Source organism: Caenimonas soli (assembly GCF_013155545.1).
Classification (GTDB): Bacteria; Pseudomonadota; Gammaproteobacteria; order Burkholderiales; family Burkholderiaceae_C; genus Ramlibacter; species Ramlibacter soli.
The window spans coordinates 1-19,221 of the sequence record NZ_JABJVV010000027.1 but is presented as its reverse complement, the minus strand read 5'-3'; the positions used below and the strand labels follow the sequence as shown (position 1 = coordinate 19,221).

20 protein-coding genes and 1 pseudogene are annotated in these 19,221 nt (G+C 65.9%); 11 read left to right on the top strand and 10 right to left on the bottom strand.

The window, feature by feature from the left end; translation table 11 throughout:
* Positions 1-29 precede the first annotated feature (29 nt).
* Genes atpA through HNE04_RS26850 form a run of 4 tightly spaced genes read left to right on the top strand, consistent with a single transcriptional unit; the run spans position 30 to position 4,410 of the window.
* A complete protein-coding gene (gene atpA / locus HNE04_RS26865) occupies positions 30-1,643 on the top strand; it encodes a F0F1 ATP synthase subunit alpha (RefSeq protein ID WP_172226683.1) in 1,614 nt (537 codons plus the stop codon).
* A gap of 24 nt (positions 1,644-1,667) precedes the next feature.
* A complete protein-coding gene (gene atpG / locus HNE04_RS26860) occupies positions 1,668-2,534 on the top strand; it encodes a F0F1 ATP synthase subunit gamma (RefSeq protein WP_172226680.1) in 867 nt (288 codons plus the stop codon).
* 25 nt (positions 2,535-2,559) lie between these two features.
* Complete coding sequence (gene atpD, locus HNE04_RS26855) at positions 2,560-3,987, top strand: F0F1 ATP synthase subunit beta (RefSeq protein WP_172226677.1); 1,428 nt, start codon at positions 2,560-2,562, stop codon at positions 3,985-3,987.
* A 6-nt stretch (positions 3,988-3,993) separates the two neighbouring features.
* Complete coding sequence (locus tag HNE04_RS26850; protein ID WP_172226674.1) at positions 3,994-4,410, top strand: F0F1 ATP synthase subunit epsilon; 417 nt, start codon at positions 3,994-3,996, stop codon at positions 4,408-4,410.
* Positions 4,411-4,512: 102 nt separating this feature from the next.
* Here the strand turns inward: HNE04_RS26850 and HNE04_RS26845 are convergent, their stop codons facing one another.
* From HNE04_RS26845 to HNE04_RS26835, 3 genes are read right to left on the bottom strand one after another with little or no spacing between them, the layout of a single operon-like run.
* Positions 4,513-5,040 carry a TPM domain-containing protein gene (locus HNE04_RS26845; protein ID WP_172226671.1) on the bottom strand — a complete coding sequence of 176 codons (528 nt, stop codon included), beginning with the start codon at positions 5,038-5,040 and terminating at the stop codon, positions 4,513-4,515.
* Complete coding sequence (locus HNE04_RS26840) at positions 5,040-5,942, bottom strand: TPM domain-containing protein (RefSeq protein WP_172226668.1); 903 nt, start codon at positions 5,940-5,942, stop codon at positions 5,040-5,042. Before HNE04_RS26840 ends, HNE04_RS26845 begins: the two co-directional genes overlap by 1 nt.
* Positions 5,943-5,948: 6 nt before the next feature.
* Positions 5,949-6,539 carry a LemA family protein gene (locus HNE04_RS26835; RefSeq protein WP_172226665.1) on the bottom strand — a complete coding sequence of 197 codons (591 nt, stop codon included), beginning with the start codon at positions 6,537-6,539 and terminating at the stop codon, positions 5,949-5,951.
* A 45-nt stretch (positions 6,540-6,584) separates the two neighbouring features.
* Between HNE04_RS26835 and HNE04_RS26830 the strand changes: the two genes are divergently transcribed.
* Genes HNE04_RS26830 through HNE04_RS26820 form a run of 3 tightly spaced genes read left to right on the top strand, consistent with a single transcriptional unit; the run spans position 6,585 to position 8,818 of the window.
* Positions 6,585-7,328, top strand: coding sequence for a hypothetical protein (locus HNE04_RS26830; protein WP_172226662.1), 744 nt, complete (start codon positions 6,585-6,587; stop codon positions 7,326-7,328).
* 39 nt (positions 7,329-7,367) lie between these two features.
* Positions 7,368-7,820, top strand: coding sequence for a YybH family protein (locus tag HNE04_RS26825; RefSeq protein WP_172226660.1), 453 nt, complete (start codon positions 7,368-7,370; stop codon positions 7,818-7,820).
* The gene (locus HNE04_RS26820; RefSeq protein ID WP_172226657.1) at positions 7,817-8,818 is read left to right on the top strand and encodes a YheT family hydrolase; all 1,002 of its coding nucleotides are present in this window, start codon (positions 7,817-7,819) and stop codon (positions 8,816-8,818) included. The genes HNE04_RS26825 and HNE04_RS26820 overlap by 4 nt, the downstream gene beginning before the upstream one ends.
* Here the strand turns inward: HNE04_RS26820 and mrdA are convergent.
* Genes mrdA through HNE04_RS26800 form a run of 4 tightly spaced genes read right to left on the bottom strand, consistent with a single transcriptional unit; the run spans position 8,799 to position 13,339 of the window.
* On the bottom strand, positions 8,799-10,841 hold the full coding sequence (gene mrdA / locus HNE04_RS26815) for a penicillin-binding protein 2 (RefSeq protein WP_172226654.1): 2,043 nt from the start codon (positions 10,839-10,841) through the stop codon (positions 8,799-8,801). The genes HNE04_RS26820 and mrdA overlap by 20 nt on opposite strands.
* On the bottom strand, positions 10,838-11,356 hold the full coding sequence (mreD, locus tag HNE04_RS26810) for a rod shape-determining protein MreD (RefSeq protein ID WP_172226651.1): 519 nt from the start codon (positions 11,354-11,356) through the stop codon (positions 10,838-10,840). The genes mrdA and mreD overlap by 4 nt, the downstream gene beginning before the upstream one ends.
* Positions 11,353-12,273, bottom strand: a complete 921-nt coding sequence (gene mreC, locus HNE04_RS26805) for a rod shape-determining protein MreC (protein WP_172226648.1) — start codon at positions 12,271-12,273, stop codon at positions 11,353-11,355. The genes mreD and mreC overlap by 4 nt, the downstream gene beginning before the upstream one ends.
* Positions 12,274-12,295: 22 nt before the next feature.
* Positions 12,296-13,339 carry a rod shape-determining protein gene (locus tag HNE04_RS26800; RefSeq protein ID WP_141508309.1) on the bottom strand — a complete coding sequence of 348 codons (1,044 nt, stop codon included), beginning with the start codon at positions 13,337-13,339 and terminating at the stop codon, positions 12,296-12,298.
* Positions 13,340-13,485: 146 nt separating this feature from the next.
* Between HNE04_RS26800 and gatC the strand changes: the two genes are divergently transcribed.
* Genes gatC through gatB form a run of 3 tightly spaced genes read left to right on the top strand, consistent with a single transcriptional unit; the run spans position 13,486 to position 16,698 of the window.
* The gene (gene gatC, locus HNE04_RS26795; RefSeq protein WP_172226645.1) at positions 13,486-13,785 is read left to right on the top strand and encodes an Asp-tRNA(Asn)/Glu-tRNA(Gln) amidotransferase subunit GatC; all 300 of its coding nucleotides are present in this window, start codon (positions 13,486-13,488) and stop codon (positions 13,783-13,785) included.
* On the top strand, positions 13,782-15,248 hold the full coding sequence (gene gatA / locus HNE04_RS26790; RefSeq protein WP_172226642.1) for an Asp-tRNA(Asn)/Glu-tRNA(Gln) amidotransferase subunit GatA: 1,467 nt from the start codon (positions 13,782-13,784) through the stop codon (positions 15,246-15,248). Before gatC ends, gatA begins: the two co-directional genes overlap by 4 nt.
* Before the next feature lies 1 nt (position 15,249).
* Positions 15,250-16,698: an Asp-tRNA(Asn)/Glu-tRNA(Gln) amidotransferase subunit GatB gene (gatB, locus tag HNE04_RS26785; RefSeq protein ID WP_172226639.1), complete on the top strand. Its 1,449-nt coding sequence runs from the start codon at positions 15,250-15,252 to the stop codon at positions 16,696-16,698.
* Between the two features lie 3 nt (positions 16,699-16,701).
* On the opposite strand, the gene HNE04_RS26780 is transcribed toward gatB, so the two are convergent.
* On the bottom strand, positions 16,702-17,367 hold the full coding sequence (locus HNE04_RS26780; protein ID WP_328700422.1) for a DUF4124 domain-containing protein: 666 nt from the start codon (positions 17,365-17,367) through the stop codon (positions 16,702-16,704).
* A 9-nt stretch (positions 17,368-17,376) separates the two neighbouring features.
* The gene (pyrE, locus tag HNE04_RS26775; protein ID WP_172226636.1) at positions 17,377-18,057 is read right to left on the bottom strand and encodes an orotate phosphoribosyltransferase; all 681 of its coding nucleotides are present in this window, start codon (positions 18,055-18,057) and stop codon (positions 17,377-17,379) included.
* A gap of 10 nt (positions 18,058-18,067) precedes the next feature.
* Here pyrE and HNE04_RS26770 point away from each other — a divergent pair, with 10 nt between their 5' ends.
* Entirely contained in the window at positions 18,068-18,859 is a 792-nt protein-coding gene (locus HNE04_RS26770) for an exodeoxyribonuclease III (protein WP_172226633.1), read from the top strand.
* 76 nt (positions 18,860-18,935) lie between these two features.
* On the opposite strand, the pseudogene HNE04_RS26765 reads toward HNE04_RS26770, so the two are convergent.
* Positions 18,936-19,221: pseudogene (locus HNE04_RS26765) on the bottom strand (IS4 family transposase); the annotation flags it as partial.

Genomic DNA, 19,221 nt, shown 5'->3' with positions numbered 1-19,221 from the left:
CGGACTAACCCCCTAGAAAGGAAAGAGTCATGCAACTCAATCCCGCAGAGATTTCTGAACTGATCAAGAGCCGCATTGAAGGGCTGTCCGCCAGCGCCGACATTCGCAACCAGGGCACCGTGGTGTCCGTGGCCGACGGCATCTGCCGCATCCACGGCCTGTCCGACGTGATGGCCGGCGAAATGCTGGAATTCCCGCCCACCGCCGACGGCACCCCCACCTTCGGCCTGGCCCTGAACCTCGAGCGCGACTCCGTCGGCTCCGTGATTCTGGGCGAGTACGAGCACATCTCCGAAGGCGACACCGTCAAGTGCACGGGCCGCATTCTGGAAGTGCCGGTCGGCCCCGAGCTGATCGGCCGCGTCGTCAACGCCCTGGGCCAGCCGATCGACGGCAAGGGCCCGGTCAACGCCAAGATGACCGACGTGATCGAGAAGGTCGCCCCGGGCGTGATCGCCCGCCAGTCGGTGAGCCAGCCGATGGCCACCGGCCTGAAGTCGATCGACTCCATGGTGCCGATCGGCCGCGGCCAGCGCGAGCTGATCATCGGCGACCGCCAGACCGGCAAGTCCGCCGTGGCCGTCGACGCGATCATCAACCAGAAGGGTCAGGACATGACCTGCGTGTACGTCGCCATCGGGCAGAAGGCGTCCACGATCAAGAACATCGTCCGCTCGCTGGAGCAGGCCGGCGCGATGGAATACACCATCGTGGTCGCCGCTTCGGCTTCCGAGTCGGCCGCCATGCAGTACGTTTCGGCGTACTCCGGCTGCACGATGGGCGAGTACTTCCGCGACCGCGGCCAAGACGCCCTGATCGTCTATGACGACCTGTCCAAGCAGGCCGTGGCCTACCGCCAGGTTTCGCTGCTGCTGCGCCGCCCGCCGGGCCGCGAAGCCTACCCCGGCGACGTGTTCTATCTCCACAGCCGCCTGCTCGAGCGCGCCGCCCGCGTGAACGCCGACTACGTCGAAGCCTTCACCAAGGGTGAAGTCAAGGGCAAGACCGGCTCGCTCACCGCGCTGCCGATCATCGAAACCCAGGCCGGCGACGTGTCCGCCTTCGTTCCGACCAACGTGATCTCGATCACCGACGGCCAGATCTTCCTGGAAACCAGCCTGTTCAACGCCGGTATCCGCCCCGCCATCAACGCCGGTATCTCGGTGTCGCGCGTCGGCGGCGCCGCCCAGACCAACTGGATCAAGGGCCTGTCCGGCGGTATCCGTACCGACCTCGCGCAGTACCGTGAACTGGCCGCGTTCGCGCAGTTCGCCTCGGACCTGGACGAAGCCACCCGCAAGCAGCTGGACCGCGGTGCCCGCGTGACCGAACTGCTCAAGCAGGCCCAGTACAGCCCGCTGCCGATCTCGTTGATGGGCGCCACGCTGTTCGCGGTGAACAAGGGCTACCTGGACGACATCGAAGTCAAGAAGGTCCTGGCCTTCGAGCACGGCCTGCATGCCTACCTGAAGGACAAGCACGCCGCCCTGCTCGCCACCATCGAGAAGAACGGCGCGAAGTGGGATGCCAAGCCCGCCAAGGATTCGGACAGCGACGAGAAGAAGGCCTTCAAGAAGGTCTGCATCGACGCCGAAGCCGAACTGACGGCCGCCATCGCCGCGTTCAAGAAGTCGTTCGCTTAAGTCTCTGAATTAACAGGAGCCAACGTGGCTGCAGGTAAAGAGATTCGGGGCAAGATCAAATCGGTGGAGAACACCAAGAAGATCACCAAGGCCATGGAAATGGTGGCCGCCTCCAAGATGCGCAAGGCGCAGGAGCGGATGCGCCATGCCCGGCCCTACAGCGACAAGGTGCGCAACATCGCCGCCAACCTCGGCAAGGCCAACCCGGAGTACACGCACCCGTTCATGAAACTGAACGACGCGAAGACGGCGGGCTTCATCGTGGTCACGACCGACAAGGGCCTGTGCGGCGGCATGAACACCAACGTGCTGCGCATGGTCACGACCAAGCTGCGCGAGCTGCAGGGCGCGGGCCTGGATTCGCACGCCGTGGCGATCGGCAACAAGGGCCTGGGGTTCCTGAACCGCATCGGCGCCAAGGTGGTTTCGCATGTCACCCAGCTGGGCGACACGCCGCACCTGGACAAGCTGATCGGCCCGGTGAAGGTGCTTCTGGACGCGTATGCCGAAGGCAAGGTGAGCGCGGTGTACCTGTCGTACACCAAGTTCATCAACACGATGCGCCAGGAGCCGGTGGTCGAGCAATTGCTGCCGCTCACGGCCGAGTCGTTCAAGGCGGACGAGGGCGAGCCCGGCTGGGACTACATCTACGAGCCGGATGCGCAGAGCGTCATCGACGAACTGCTGCTGCGCTACGTGGAAGCACTGGTCTACCAGGCCGTTGCCGAGAACATGGCGTCCGAGCAATCGGCGCGCATGGTGGCCATGAAGGCCGCGACCGACAACGCCGGCAATGTGATTGCCGAACTCAAGCTGGTCTACAACAAGACGCGCCAGGCGGCGATCACGAAAGAGCTTTCGGAGATCGTGGCTGGGGCCGCGGCGGTCTGATTTAGAGATTAATTTGGAGAGCAACATGGCTCAAGCAAGCACACAAGAGAACGCACGCGTTCAGGGCAAGATCGTTCAATGTATCGGCGCTGTGGTCGACGTTGAGTTTCCGCGCGACAAGATGCCCAAGGTCTATGACGCACTGAAGATGGAGGGCACGGCCCTCACGCTGGAAGTGCAGCAGCAGCTGGGCGACGGCATCGTGCGCACCATCGCGCTGGGCTCGTCCGACGGCCTGCGCCGCGGCAACATGGTCTACAACACCAACGCCTCCATCATGGTTCCCGTGGGCAAGGCTACGCTGGGCCGCATCATGGACGTGCTGGGCAACCCCATCGACGAACGCGGCCCGGTCGACGCCACCCTCACCGCTTCCATCCACCGCAAGGCCCCGGCTTATGACGAGCTGTCGCCTTCGCAGGAGCTGCTGGAAACCGGCATCAAGGTGATCGACCTGGTGTGCCCGTTCGCCAAGGGCGGCAAGGTGGGCCTGTTCGGCGGCGCCGGCGTCGGCAAGACCGTGAACATGATGGAACTGATCAACAACATCGCCAAGGCCCACTCCGGCCTGTCGGTGTTCGCCGGCGTGGGTGAGCGCACCCGCGAAGGCAACGACTTCTATCACGAGATGGCCGACTCCAAGGTCGTGGACCTGGAGAACCTGCCCAACTCGAAGGTGTCGATGGTGTACGGCCAGATGAACGAGCCGCCGGGCAACCGCCTGCGCGTGGCCCTGACCGGCCTGACCATCGCCGAATCGTTCCGTGACGAAGGCCGTGACGTGCTGTTCTTCGTGGACAACATCTACCGCTACACCCTGGCCGGCACCGAAGTGTCCGCTCTGCTGGGCCGTATGCCTTCCGCCGTGGGCTACCAGCCGACGCTGGCTGAGGAAATGGGCCGCCTGCAAGAGCGCATCACCTCCACCAAGGTCGGCTCGATCACCTCGATCCAGGCCGTTTACGTGCCCGCCGACGACTTGACCGACCCGTCGCCCGCCACCACCTTCGCCCACCTGGACTCCACCGTGGTGCTGTCGCGCGACATCGCCGCACTGGGCATCTACCCCGCCGTGGACCCGCTGGACTCCACCAGCCGCCAGCTCGACCCGCTGGTCGTCGGCGAAGACCACTACAACACCGCCCGCGCCGTGCAGAACACGCTGCAGCGCTACAAGGAACTGCGCGACATCATCGCGATTCTGGGCATGGACGAACTGGCACCGGAGGACAAGCTGGCCGTGGCCCGTGCCCGCAAGATCCAGCGTTTCCTGTCGCAGCCGTTCCACGTGGCTGAAGTGTTCACGGGCTCGCCCGGCAAGTACGTGCCGCTGTCCGAAACCATCCGCGGCTTCAAGATGATCACCGCCGGCGAATGCGATCACCTGCCCGAGCAGGCGTTCTACATGGTCGGCACGATCGACGAAGCGTTCGAAAAAGCCAAGAAGGTCTAATTCGCCATGAATACCATTCATGTCGATGTCGTGAGTGCCGAGGAGTCGATCTTCTCGGGCGAGGCACGCTTCGTTGCCCTGCCCGGCGAGGCCGGCGAACTGGGCATCTACCCGCGCCACACGCCGCTGATCACGCGCATCAAGCCCGGCTCGGTGCGCATCGAGAAGGCCGACGGCTCCGAGGAATTCGTCTTCGTGGCCGGCGGCGTGCTCGAAGTGCAGCCCAACTGCGTCACCGTTCTGTCCGACACCGCCATCCGCGGCAAGGACCTCGATGAAGAGAAGGCCAACACCGCCAAGGCTGCTGCAGAAGAAGCCCTGCGCAACGCCAAGGGCGAACTCGACATTGCTAAGGCACAATCGGAGCTGGCCGTCATGGCCGCCCAGATCGCGGCACTGCGCAAATACAGGCAAAAGAAGTAATTTGATCGGTTAAGAAGACGAAGCAAGCGGCCCTCGCCGCGCCTGCGGGCAACCGCACCTCAAAACCCCCACGTGCAAGCGCGGGGGTTTTATTTTTTGCGGCTAGCCCATCACCGGCTGGTCCGGCAATTCGTTGGGATTGGTCTCGTCCTGCGCCAGCGGGAAATGGGCGACGAGCAGTGCCGAGACTTCCGCGAGTGCCTGGGTCAACCCGTCCTCGAACCGGCCTTCGTGGAAGGCCGAGCCCATGCGCTGGACGATGCGCTGCCACTCGCCCGGATCGACCCGGCTGCTCAAGCCGCGGTCGGCAACGATCTCGATCGCGTGCTCGGCCAGCAAGAGGTAGATGAGGACGCCATTGTTGTGCTCGGTGTCCCAGACCCGGAGCTTGCCGAAAATCGCCAGCGCCCGTTCACGCGGCGTCGCATCGCGCAGCAGGTAGCTCATGGGCAGGCCGGCTTCGACGTAGATGCGGATCTCGCCACTGTGGCGCTTTTCGCTGGCGGCGACGCGGCGCGCCAGCCGCTCCAGCAGATCGGGCGGGATCGCCTTGGCGGCGTCGGATTCGTCCAGCCAGCGGTGCCGCAGTATCCGGCCGAGCGTGCGTCGCCAGTTCCTTGCTTGCGCCATTACCAGTCCCCCGAGGCGCCACCGCCCCCAAAATCGCCGCCACCGCCGGAGCCGCTCCAGCCACCGCCTCCGCCACCACCGCCCCAACTGCCGCCGCCACTGCCACCGCCCCAGCCCCCGATGAAGGGCCCGCCGCCCAGGCCGCCGCGGCGCGAGCCGAATCCGCCGCCCGACAGCATCGAGAACAGCAGCGCCACGAAGGCGGCGATGGCGGCCACGACCAGGCTGGAGGTGATGAAGAGGGCCACGGCGCCGACGCCGCCACCGGTGACCAAGGCGCCGAGCTTGCGCCCGAAGATGCCGCGCAGCATCCCGCCGACCACGGGCACGGCGATGAACAGCAGGATGCCCAGGTCCATCCAGTCGAAGCCCTGGGGGTTGCGTTGCGCGGGAGCCTTGGGCGCGGGCAACGCCTCGCCCGTGATGCGGGCGCTCAGCTGGTCAACGGCTGCGTGCAGGCCCGCTGCAAAGTCCTGCTTGCGAAAGTTGGGTGTGATGGCTTCGTCGATGATCTGCTTGGCCGCCAGGTCGGGGATCGCGCCTTCCAGCGTCTTGGCGACCTCGATGCGAACCTTGCGGTCGTCCTTGGCCACCACCACCAGGACACCGTCGCCCACGTCCTTGCGCCCGATCTTCCAGGCATTGCCCACGCGGTTGGCGTAGCTGGCGATGTCCTCGGGCTGTGTGGTGGGCACCATCAGAACCGCGATCTGCGTGCCCTTCTTCTGCTCGAAGGCCGTCAGCTTGTCCTGCAGGCCCTTGAGCTGGATGGCATCGAGCGTGCCAGTCTGGTCGATCACCAGGGCCGACAGCGGGGGAACGGGCAGCACGCCCTGGGCCCCGGCCCAGCCGAACCAGAAGAGGGCCCACAGCGTGATGATGGCGCGTGACAAGACGGCCATCGGCGCTTATTTCTTGGTGCCGAAGTCCACCTGCGGCGGCGTCGAGATCTGGGTTTCGTTCTGCACCGTGAAGTTGGCCTTGGGCTTGTAGCCGAACACCATGCCCGTCAGGTTGGTGGGGAAGCTGCGCGCCAGCACGTTGTACTCCTGCACCGTCTGGATGTAGCGGTTGCGCGCAACCGTGATGCGGTTCTCCGTTCCTTCCAACTGCACCCGCAGGTCGCGGAAGCCCTGGTTGGCTTTCAGGTCGGGGTAGCGTTCGACGGTCACCATCAGGCGGCTCAACGCGCCCGAGAGTTCGCCCTGCGCCTGCTGGAACTTGGCGAAGGCCTCGGGGTTGTTCAGCGTCTCGGGCGTCACCTGCATCGACGTCGCCTTGGCCCGCGCTTCCACGACTTTGGTGAGCGTTTCCTGCTCGAAGTTGGCCTCGCCCTTGACCGTGGCCACGATGTTGGGGACCAGGTCGGCGCGGCGCTGGTACTGATTGAGCACTTCGCTCCAGGCCGATTTGCTTTGCTCGTCCAGCCGCTGGAAATCGTTGTAGCCGCAACCGGTGAGCGACAGCGCCACCACGAGCATGAGAAACCAACGCTTCATGTGTTTGTTCCTTCGAGGAAGAAAAGCAACGGTAGCATATATAGGATGCACGCAGAGCCGTTTCAAGTGTTGCGCGGCGCCCAGGCGTCCAGCCCGCCCAGGCGCAAGCCGCGGCTGGTGATCGCCGGCGCCACCGGCGTGCTGGGCAATGAAGTGCTGCGCCGCCTGGTGGGCCTGCACCAGTTCGAATGCGCGCAGGTCCTGGCGCGCGAGCCCATCAAGGCCGGGTTGCGCGGCGTCACGGCCACCGTGGTGGCCGAGGGCTCGCCGGCGCAATGGCCGGCCGCGGCGGCCGATCTGGGCATCATCCTGTTCGATCCGCCGCGCCTGTTCTACGACCGCGAGCGGGCGCTGTGGACGCCCCAGCCCGAGCAACTGCTCGAAGTGGCGCAGTGGATGCGGCGCAGCGGGGCCAGCACGCTGGCCGTGGTGCTGCCGCATGTCCAGGGCAGGCTGCCCGAGGCCTTGAAGCGCGGCCTTGCCGGCCTGGATGAGCAGGCCGTGGCGGCGCTGGGCTTCGATCGGCTGCTGATCGTGCGCTCGGCCCAGAAGCCAGCACCCGCGCCCGCCGCGGGACTGCTGGCGGGATTGGCACACTGGATGCTGTCCATCTTCAAGTACATGGTGCCCAGCAGCGAACAGCCGGTGCGGGCCGCCAAAGTGGCGCAGTTCGTGGCCGTGGCTTTGCAGCTGGCGCCACCCGGCATCCATATCGCGGCGCCCGAGACTGTCTGGCACGCGGCCCAGGGCGATCTGCATGCCGCGGTGCGGCAGTGGCTCCATCGCTGAATCCACGGCAGAATCGGCCCCAGGAACCGCCCCAGCTTCATGCGCAAGAAAACCAAACTCCAGGCCGCCAACCTCGAAGGCAACGCAGACGACATCGAGGCTGCGTTCTATCAAGCGCTGCAGAACGGCGACATCGACAAGCTCATGGCCTGCTGGGCGGACGAGGACGACATCGTCTGCATCCACCCCGGCGGGCCTCGTGTGATCGGCGCCATGGCCATCCGTGCCACCTTCGAAGCGATGTTCAGCAATGGCAGCATCCGCGCCTGGCCGGAGCGCGCCCGCAAGACCCAGGCGGTGGGCAGCGCCGTGCACAACGTGCTGGAGAAAGTGGAAGTGCTCGGCCCGGACGGCCCCGCCCAAGCCTGGGTCATCGCCACCAACGTCTATCACCGCACGGCGCAGGGCTGGCGCATGGTCGCGCACCATGCGAGCCCGGGAACCAACAGCGAAATCCAGGAAGTCTCGGGCAACCCGCAGGTCCTGCATTGAACTATCGCGCGCCCTGGTGGTTGCCCGGCGGCAACCTGCAGACCATCTGGCCGGCACTCTACGCGCGCCGGGTGTTCGGTGAGCATCCGCAATTCCGGCGCGAACGCTGGGCCACGCCCGACGGCGACTTCGTCGATCTGGATTGGCTGGAGCGCAAGGCACCTCCGCAAGCGCCGCTGCTGGTCCTGTTCCACGGCCTGGAGGGTTCGTCGCGCAGCCACTACGCCGAGGCCTTTGCCGACTTCGCCGCTGAACGCGGGCTGGCCTATGTGGTGCCGCACTTCCGCGGCTGCAGCGGAGAGTTGAACCAGGGGCCTCGGGCCTACCACTCCGGCGACTACGAAGAGATCGGCTGGATCCTGGCCCGCCTGCGCGAGCAGCACGGCGGCCCGCTGATCGCCGTCGGCGTGTCACTGGGCGGCAATGCGCTGATGCGCTGGGCCGGCGAGGCAGGCGCGCAAGCGGCCAGGTACGCCAACGCGGTGGCTTCGATCTGCTCTCCGCTGGATTTGGCAGCCGGCTCGGTCGCCATCGGGCGCGGCTTCAACCGGCTGGTCTACACCACCATGTTCCTGCGCAGCATGAAGCCCAAGGCCTTGGCGAAACTGAAGCAGCACCCGGGCCTGTTCGACGCGGCCAAGCTGATGGCGGCACGCGATCTCTACCAGTTCGACGACATCTTCACCGCGCCGGTGCATGGCTTTACCAGCGCCGATGACTACTACGCGCGCGCATCGGCCAAAGCCCACCTGCACCGCATCCGCATACCGGCGTTGGCACTCAACGCGCTGAACGACCCGTTCGTGCCGGCGGCGAGCCTGCCTTTGCAACAGGAGGTCGGGCCGAACGTGACGCTGTGGCAGCCGGCCGGCGGCGGCCACGTGGGATTTCCGGACGGGCGCCTGCCGGGGCACGTCAGAACAATGCCCGAGGAAGTCGGCAGCTGGTTGCTCGAAGCCGCCGGCTTGCAGGAGGGGCTTAAGGCGAAGCCGTCTTGACGGTGGCGGCCGCGGGCACGACCGCTTGCGGGGCCGACGCGGAGGACGCGGGCGCGGCGCCCGCAGCCGCGCCACCCGGCGGCCAGGCCACTTCCGCGGCATTGCGCGGCTTGCCGATGGGCGGGCCGGCCTGGCCCTTCTTCACCGCCGCCAGGTCTTCCTCGGTGGGGTACAGGCCCATCAGCCAGTAGTCGAAGATCCGCCGCGTGATCGGCGCGGCCGAGGCTGCGCCGAACCCGGCGTTCTCGACGACGGCGGCAATGGCGATCTTCGGGTCGTCGGCCGGCGCGAAGGCGATGTACAGGGCGTGGTCGCGCTGGTGTTCTTCCAGCTTGCCGGCGTTGTACTTTTCCTTCTGCCCGATGGTCACCGCCTGGGCCGTGCCGGTCTTGCCGCCGGACAGGTAGCCGGCGCCCGCGAACACGCGCGCCGAGGTTCCTTCCTGCGTCACGGCGACCATGGCCTTGCGCACGATCGCCACATGTTCGGGCTTGAAGCCCAGATTCTCCGGCGGTTGCGCCGGCATCGGCACCTTGGCCCGGGTGATCGCATCCTGGGTGGCGACGACGATGCGCGGCTTGTGCTTGACGCCGTTGTTGACCAGGGTGGCCGTGGCCTGCGCCAGCTGCAGCATGGTGAAGCTGTTGTAGCCCTGGCCGATGCCCAGCGAAATGGTCTCGCCGCCAAACCATTTTTTCTGCTCGGGGCGCTTGTAGTAATTGCGCTTCCACTCCTGGCTGGGCAGGATACCGCGCAGTTCGCCCTGCAGGTCGATGCCGGTGTACTGGCCGAAGCCCAGCGGCTTCATGAAGTCGTGGATGGCGTCCACGCCCATCTCGTTGGCCAGCGAGTAGTAGTACACGTTGCTGGATTTCACGATGCTGACGTGCATGTCCACCGCGCCCAGGCCGTGGTCGCCGTGGCTGCGGAACACGTGGCCGCCGAAGCTCCAGGAGCCGCCGTCGTGGATCACCTGCGACGCCGCGCGCTTGCCGGTCTGCAGCGCCGCCATCGCCATGAAAGGCTTGTAGGTGGAGCCCGGCGGGTAGGTGCCGCGCATGGCCCGGTTGAGCAGGGGCTTCTCGATGGATTCGTTGAGCAGCTGCCAGCTCTCGCTGTCGATGCCGTCGACGAACAGGTTGGGATCGAAGGTGGGCTTGCTCACGAACGCCAGCACCTCGCCCGTCTTGGGGTCCAGCGCCACCAGGGCGCCGCGCCGGTCGCCGTACATGTCCTCGATCAGCTTCTGCAGCTTGATGTCCAGCGCCAGCATCACGGTGTTGCCGGGAGTGGCGGGGCTGGTGTCGAGTTTTCGCACGGCGCGGCCACCGGCCGAGGTTTCCACCTGCTCCACGCCGGTGATGCCGTGCAGCTCCTTTTCGTAGCTCTGCTCCACGCCCAGCTTGCCGATGTATTCGGTGCCGCGGTAGTTGCCCTGCTCCTGCTCGGGCCAATCCTCGATCACCTTCTTTTCGGCCTGGTTGATCCGGCCGATGTAGCCGATCACGTGGCTGGCGAGTTCACCCCAGGGATAGCTGCGGAACAGCCGCGCCTTGATGTCCACGCCGGGAAAGCGGAAGCGCTGCGCAGTGAAGCGGGCGACTTCCTCGTCGGTCAGCTTGGTGCGGATCGGCAGCGATTCGAAATTCTTCGACTCTTCGAGCAGCTTGCGAAAGCGGCGCTTGTCGCGCGGCTGGATCTCGATCACGCGGGCCAGCTCGTCGATGGTCTTGTCCAGGCTGCCGGTCAGCCGGGCCGGCGTGATCTCCAGCGTGTAAGCCGAGAAGTTGGTGGCCAGCACGATGCCGTTGCGATCGAGAATCAGGCCGCGGTTGGGCACCATCGGCACGATGGCGGTGCGGTTGCTTTCGGCCTGCTCCAGCAGGTCGCTGTGCCGCACCACCTGCAGGTAGAACAGCCGGCTGGCCAGCAACACGAAGGCCACCACCACCACGATGCTGGCGACCAGTATCCGCACTCGAAACATCGAGAGGTCGGCTTCGACGTTGCGCAGTTCGGTCATAGCGGACGATTTTCGTCCGGATCGGGGGCTCTTCGCTGGGGCGCCAGCAGGATCACGCTCACAACCGGCCAAAGCAGGCATTCGATCACGGGGGCCAGCAGCACGCTGATCCCGGGGAAGATACCGCCCGCCAGCATCCGGATCGCCAGCTCGATCGCGTGGGCTGCCACGAACAGGGGCAGCACTTGCACGGCCTGGGACGGCACGCTGAACCACAGCAGACGGCGGTGGATGGTGATCGCGAAGAAGCTCAGGGCCGAATAAGCCAGGGCGTGCTGGCCCAGCAGCGCCGCCTGGTGAACGTCCATGGCGATGCCGAAGAAGAAAGCCGAGCCAATGCCCACGCGCAGCGGCTGGTGCACGCTCCAGAACACCAGCACCAGCGCCAGCAGGTCGGGCATCCACGATACGCGGCCCAGCGGCAGCATGTTGACCAGCAGCGCGAGCAGCAGGCTGCCCCAGATGAAGAGCGGATTGGCCGGCAGCAAAAGCTGCTGCCCAGGGCGCATGATCACTTGCGGCCTCCCTTCTTCGCCGGCGCGGCCGGATCTTCGGCAGCGGGGCGCGGCGGCACCTGGGCCGAGATCGGCGACAGCACCATCACGTGGCGGGCGCCGTCCACCAGGGCCTGGGGCGAACAGGTGATACGGGCGAAGGCGGTATCGGCCCGGCGCTCGATCTTCTGGACCTTGGCGACCGGCAGGCCCGGGGGATAGACGCCGTCCACGCCGCTGGTGGTGAGCAGGTCGCCTTCGTGGACATCCGCATTGGAAGCCATGAAGCGCAGTTCGAGCGAGCCGCTGTGCAGGGTGGGGTCGCCGTAGGCGACGCTGCGCGCGCCGGTTCGCGCGTTCAGCACGGGAATGGCCTGGTCGCGGTCCGTCACCAGGGTCACTTCGCTCATGAGCGGGTAGACCCGGGTGACCTGGCCCAGCACGCCCGATTCGTCGATGACCGGGGAGCCGGCCTCGATGCCCTGGGCCACGCCCTTGTCGATGATGACCTTGCGGGAGTAGGGATCGGCCGCGTCATACAGCACTTCGGCGGCCTGGGCGGGGGTGGAAATGCGGCCGCGCAGTTCGAGCAGCTTGCGCAGGCGCTCGTTCTCCTGGGCCAGTTGCTCGACCTGGTTGGCGCGCTGCGACTGCAGTGCCAGCTTGACGCGCGCCCCGGCCTCGGCCGTCTGGGCGCTCCGGAGGGACTCGAAATACTCCGCGCCGTAACGGGCGACCTGCACCGGCCGCATGGCCACCCACTGGATCGGGTAGAGCACCGTGGCCACCACGGCGCGCAAGGGCTTGGCGATCTGGAAGCGCGTGTCGGCCACCATGAGGAACAGCGCCAGCGCGCTGAACACCATGAGTTTCGACAGGGCCGAGGGGCCCTGCTTGAAGAACGGCGGAGGGGTTCTGTCCAGCGTACCGAGCGGCATCGCTGTCTTTCAGGGAGAGGAGTTATTCGCTCGTGAAGATCGAGCCGAGGCGCTCCATGCGCTCCAGTGCGATACCGCAGCCGCGCACCACGCAGGTCAAGGGGTCCTCGGCCACCAGCACCGGCAGGCCGGTTTCCTCGGCCAGCAGGCGGTCCAGGTCGCGCAGCAGGGCGCCGCCGCCGGTGAGCATCATGCCGCGCTCGGCGATGTCGGCGCCCAGTTCGGGCGGCGTCTGCTCCAGCGCGTTCTTCACCGCCGAGACGATGTTGTTCAGCGGGTCGGTCAGCGCTTCCAGGATTTCGTTGGAGGAGATGGTGAAAGAGCGCGGCACGCCTTCGGAGAGGTTGCGGCCCTTGACTTCCATTTCCTTGACTTCGCTGCCGGGGAAGGCCGAGCCGATATTCTTCTTGATGGCTTCCGCGGTGGGCTCGCCGATCAGCATGCCGTAGTTGCGGCGGATGTAGCTGATGATGGCCTCGTCGAACTTGTCGCCGCCGACCCGCACGCTGCCCTTGTAGACCATGCCGCCCAGCGAGATCACGCCGACTTCGGTGGTGCCGCCGCCGATGTCAACGACCATCGAGCCGGAGGCTTCCGACACCGGCAGGCCGGCGCCGATGGCCGCGGCCATGGGTTCCTCGATCAGGTACACCTCGGACGCGCCGGCGCCGAGCGCCGATTCGCGGATGGCGCGGCGTTCCACCTGGGTGGAGCCGCAGGGAACGCAGATGATGATGCGGGGCGAGGGCTTCAGGACGGACCGGGGATGGACCATCTTGATGAACTGCTTGAGCATCTGCTCGGTGACGGTGAAGTCGGCGATCACGCCGTCCTTCATGGGGCGGATGGCTTCGATGTTGCCCGGCACCTTGCCCAGCATCGCCTTGGCTTCGTGGCCCACGGCCTGGATCGTCTTCTTGCCTTGGGGGCCGCCTTCGTGGCGGATCGCGACCACGGACGGTTCGTCCAGCACGATGCCCTTGTCGCGTACGAAGATCAGGGTGTTGGCGGTGCCCAGGTCAATCGCCAGGTCGGTCGAAAAATACCGACGGAAAGCTCCGAACATCAGGAAGTCCTCGTTTCTTCTGTGAAAAAGGCCGCTTCTGCGGCCGTTGCACCAAAGGCGGGATAATACCCGATCCCCTGTGAATAGCTGGTCCGTAGCGGGCCAAAATTTCGCGTTTACATCTGTATCGCAGCGCTTTTTCGCCCATGGCCCTCACTTCCCAAGACATAGACCGCATCGCCAACCTCGCCCGCCTGGAACTAAGCGCGGCCGAGAGCGAGCGCATGCTGACCCAGATCAACGGCTTCTTCGACATCGTGGAGAAGATGCGCGCGGTGGACACCGCGGGGGTGGAGCCCCTTTCGCATCCGGTGGCTGCCGTGCAGGACGTGGCCCTGCGGCTGCGCGATGACGTGGCGAGCGAGCCGAACCAGCGCGAAGCCAACCAGCGCAGCGCGCCGGCGGTAGAACGCGGCCTGTTCCTCGTGCCCAAGGTGATCGAATGAGCGGCCAACTGCACGATCTGACGGTGGCGCAGCTGGCCCAGGCACTGCGCTCCAAGGAGGCTTCGGCCGTCGAAGTGGCGCGCCATTTCCTGGAGCGTGGCGCGCGGCACGAGGCCCTGGGCGCCTACCTGGCGGTGGACCACGACGTGACACTGGCCCAGGCCCGCCAGGCCGACGAGCGCATCGCCGCCGGCGAGGCGGCGCCGCTGCTGGGCGTGCCGATCGCCCACAAGGACATTTTCGTGACCAAGGAGTTCGCGACCACCGCCGGCTCGAAGATGTTGGACAACTACCGTTCGCCCTTCGACGCCACGGCCGTGGCCAATCTGGCCCGGGCCGGCGCCGTGACACTGGGCAAGCTGAACTGCGACGAATTCGCGATGGGCTCGTCCAACGAGAACTCGGCGTTCAAGCCGGTGCTCAATCCCTGGGACCGCTCCCGCATTCCGGGGGGCTCTTCGGGCGGCAGCGCCGTGGCCGTGGCGGCGCGGCTGGCGCCGGCCGCAACCGGCACCGACACCGGCGGCTCGATCCGCCAGCCCGCCTCCTTCTGCGGCATCACCGGCATCAAGCCGACCTACGGCCGGGCCTCGCGCTACGGCATGGTCGCCTTCGCTTCCAGCCTGGACCAGGCTGGGCCGATGGCGCGAAGCGCCGAAGACTGCGCGCTGCTGCTGTCGGCGATCTGCGGGCCCGACCCGGACCGCGATTCCACGTCGCTGGATGTGCCGGCCGAGGACTTCAGCCGCTCGCTGGGCGGCTCGATCGAGGGCCTGCGCATCGGCGTGCCCAAGGAGTTCTTCGGCGAGGGGCTGGCCGCCGACGTGCGTGCCGCCATCGACGGCGCGCTCAAGGAATACCAGAAGCTGGGCGCCAAACTGGTGAAAATCTCGCTGCCGCGCACCGAGCTGTCGATCCCTGTGTACTACATCATCGCGCCCGCCGAGGCCTCGTCCAACCTATCGCGCTTCGACGGCGTCAAGTTCGGCCACCGGGCCAAGCAGCATGGCGACCTGCTCGACATGTACAAGAAGACCCGGGCCGAAGGCTTCGGCGACGAGGTCAAGCGCCGCATCATGATCGGCACCTATGTGCTCTCGCACGGCTACTACGACGCCTATTACCTGCAGGCCCAGAAGATCCGCCGCATGATCGCCGACGATTTCCAGCAGGCCTTCCAGCAATGCGATGTGATCGCCGGCCCGGTGGCGCCCACGGTGGCGTGGAAGCTCGGCGAGCATGGCAACGATCCGCTGGCCGACTACCTGGCCGACATCTTCACCTTGCCCGGCTCGCTGGCCGGGCTGCCTGGCATGAGCGTGCCCTGCGGTTTCGGCGCGGCCGGCATGCCGGTCGGCATCCAGTTGATCGGCAACTACAACAAGGAAGCCCAGCTGCTCAACGCGGCCCACCGCTTCCAGCAGGCCACCGATTTCCACCTTCGCAAGCCGGAGGGGTTCTGACATGAGTGCCAAACTGATCCAGGGCTACGAGGTCGTGATCGGCTTCGAGACGCACGCCCAGCTCTCCACCCAATCGAAGATCTTCAGCCGCGCCCCCACGGCCTTCGGCGCCGAACCCAACACCCAGGCCAGCCCTGTGGACCTGGCGCTGCCCGGCACGCTGCCGGTGATGAACAAGGGCGCCGTGGAGCGGGCCATCGAGTTCGGCCTGGCCGTCAACGCCCACATCGCCCCGCGCAGCATCTTCGCGCGCAAGAACTATTTCTATCCGGACCTGCCCAAGGGCTACCAGATCAGCCAGTACGAAATCCCGGTGGTGCAGGGCGGTGTCGTCGAGTTCTACCTGGGCGACGAGAAGAGGTCGGTGCGGCTGGTGCGCGCCCACCTCGAAGAAGACGCCGGCAAGTCGCTGCACGAGGACTTCATCGGCCAGTCCGGCATCGACCTGAACCGGGCCGGCACGCCGCTGCTGGAGATCGTCACCGAGCCCGACATGCGCTCGTCGGACGAGGCGGTGGCCTATGCCAAGGAACTGCACAAGATCGTCACCTGGATCGGTATCTGCGACGGCAACATGCAGGAAGGCAGCTTTCGCTGCGACGCCAACGTTTCGGTGCGCAAGCCCGGCGCGCCGCTGGGCACCCGCCGCGAGATCAAGAACCTGAACAGCTTCAAGTTCATGCAGCAGGCGATCGACTACGAGATCCGCTGGCAGATCGAGGAGATCGAGGACGGCCGCGCCATCCAGCAGGCCACCGTGCTGTTCGACCCCGACACCGGCGAGACCCGCGCCATGCGCACCAAGGAAGATGCCGCGGATTACCGTTACTTCCCCGACCCGGACCTGCCGCCGCTGGTGGTCGCGCCCGAATGGGTGGAGCGCGTGCGCTCGGAAATGGCGGAATTGCCGCGCGTGATGGCGGCGCGTTTCGTGAAGGACTACGGCCTGCCGGAGTACGACGCGACCACGCTGACGCAGAGCAAGGCGATGGCCGCGTACTTCGAGACGGCGGCCAAGGCGTCGGGCCAGGCCAAGCTGGCCAGCAACTGGATCATGGGCGAGCTGTCGCGGCGGATCAACGTGGGCGAAGTCTCGATCGACGAGGCGCCGGTCGGTCCCGCCAAGCTGGCCGCGCTGATCAAGCGCATTGCGGACGGCACGATTTCCAACAACGCGGCCAAACAGGTGTTCGACGCCTTGTGGGGCGGCGAGGGCACGGAAGTGGATGCGATCATCGAAGCCCAGGGCCTCAAGCAGATGAACGACGCGGGCGCCCTGGAAAAGATCATCGACGAGGTGATCGCCGCCAACCCCGACAACGTGGCCCAGTTCAAGGCCGGCAAGGACAAGGCCTTCAACGCGCTGGTGGGGCAGGCCATGAAGGCCAGCAAGGGCAAGGCCAATCCGGCCCAGGTCAACGAGATGCTGCGCAAGAAGCTGGGTGCTTGAGCGCTAGCGCTTGTTGACGGTCGGCACCACGCCGGTGACGGGTGCGTCCCGGTGAGCCCATAGCTGCTTGAGCTTGGCCAGTTCCTCGTCGTAGCGGGCGCTGACGCGCCGCTTTTCCTCTTCGTGGCCTTGGATGAAGCGCTTCTGCGCTTCCATGCTGTTGGTGTTCTCTTCGATCTGGCGCTTCAGCTTGGGCGGCACCTTGGAGGGGTCGTTCTCGAAGAACTCCAGCTCGGCGTCCAGGCGGCTGCGCTCGGTCGCCAGTTCGGTAATGCGCCTTTTGGCCGTGGCGATGACCTCTTCGGCCAACGCCATCGAGGCGGCGCGTTCCTTGTCGTGGGTGGCCCGGTCGGGGTAGCGGGTCAGCAGCGCTCGCTCGCGCTTTTTCTCATCGGCGAGCCGATTGCGCTCTTCCAGGGCCTTGCGCGCCTTTTCCTCCGCAGCCGCCCGTTCGACGGCCGTGAGCTGCGGCGCTATCTTGCGCCTGACGAGGCCGCTGGGGCCTAGCTCGGTCTGCTCGCGGTCGTTGCATTCAGCGATGGGGCGGTCGGCCGTCAGGCGCCGGCCCTTGGCGTCCACACACGTGTAGATGCCTTGCCCCCAGGCTTGCGTGAGCAAACCCGCGGCCAGCACACCCCCACCAATGGCACGCCCCATCAAGCCCGGCACGATTCATCCTTATTCCACGCCGTAGCGATCCCGGTAAGCGAGTACCTGCTCATGGTATTCGGCCAGCCCTGCGCCACTATGCTTCTCCAAATACTGAAGCAAATCCGCCAGCCGCGCAATCGCGCAAACCTGCAAGCCCAGGCTGTCGCGGACATATTGCACGGCGCTGTGCTTTACGTCCACGCCGTTTTCGGTCGCCATCTCCTGCCGGTCCAGGGCAATCGCCACCGCATGGGGCGTCGCGCCGGCCGCCTGGATGATGGCGATCGACTCGCGCGCCGCCGTGCCGGCCGACATCACGTCGTCCACGATCAGCACCTTTCCCTGAACCGGAGCGCCCACCAGGGTTCCGCCCTCGCCATGGTCCTTGGCTTCCTTGCGGTTGTAGGCGTAGGGCACGTTGCGGCCCAGGCGCGCCAACTCGATCGCCACCGCCGCGGCCAGGGGGATGCCCTTGTAGGCCGGGCCGAAGATCATGTCGAACGTGATGCCGGAAGCCAGGATGCGCTGTGCATAGAATTGCGCCAGCCGGCCGAGCTTGGCGCCATCGTCGAACAGGCCCGCGTTGAAGAAATAGGGGGAGAGGCGTCCGGCCTTGGTCTTGAACTGGCCAAAGCGCAGCACGCCGGAATCCACCGAAAATTGCACGAAATCCAGCGCCAGCTGATCGTGCCCGTTACCTGTCACCATGGGGAATTCCTTGTTCAAACTGACCAGCCTCAACCTGAACGGCATCCGCTCGGCCGCCAGCAAAGGCGTAGAAGCCTGGGTCGCCAAGACCAGCCCTGATTGTATTTGCCTGCAGGAGGTCAAGGCCCAGGCCGCCGACGTGCAAGGCCGATTCGAGGAAATGGCCGGCCTCAAGGGCTATTTTCATTTCGCCGAGAAGAAGGGCTATTCGGGGGTGGCCGTGTACACGCGGCACGCGCCCAGCGACGTCATCGTGGGCTACGGCTCGCCCGAGTTCGACGCCGAAGGCCGCTATGTGGAACTGCGCTTCGACACGCCCGCGCGCAAGCTGTCCATCATCAGCTGCTACTTTCCCAGCGGCTCCTCGGGGGAGGAGCGCCAGCTGGCCAAGTTCCGGTTCCTCGACGGATTCGATCCGTACCTGGCGCGCCTGAAGACCGAGCGCGAGTTCATCCTCTGCGGCGACGTCAACATCGCCCACAAGGAGCAGGACCTGAAGAACTGGCGCAGCAACCGCAAGAACAGCGGCTTCCTGCCCGAGGAGCGGGCCTGGATGACCAAGCTGCTGGACGAGACCGGGTTGGTCGACGTCTACCGCGTGCTGCAGCCCGACGCGACCGAAACCGCCTACACCTGGTGGAGCAACCGCGGCCAGGCCTACTTGAACAACGTGGGTTGGCGCCTGGACTACCACCTGGCGACGCCGGCGCTGGCGAAGCTGGCGCGCAACGAGTCGATCTATAAAACCGAGAAGTTCTCGGACCACGCACCGATCACGGTGGAATACGAGATGACGCTCTAGCCGTCATCCCGGGCTCGACCCGGGATCCATGCCTCGAACGCGATAGCGAGCCGTCGTGGATTGCGGGTCAGGCCCACTACTGTCCGGAGATATTTTCAAATAGTGAAAACTGCTGAGAAGCCTCGATTTCGTCGTCGAGATCGACGGCTTTGAGCAGGAGCACATCGATCGGTACCCGATCAAAAAGTGACAGGCTCAGTACCTGCAGGATGGTGTGTAGCGTGGCGGTGAGTTGGAGCCGCTTCTTCACGATCGCCACCAGCACATAGGTAGCGATTGCGATCCAGATTTGCGTCTTCACGGCGTTGGCGCTGTTGCCCACAAATGCCTTGATGCGCAGGTTCTGTTTGATCCACTTGAAG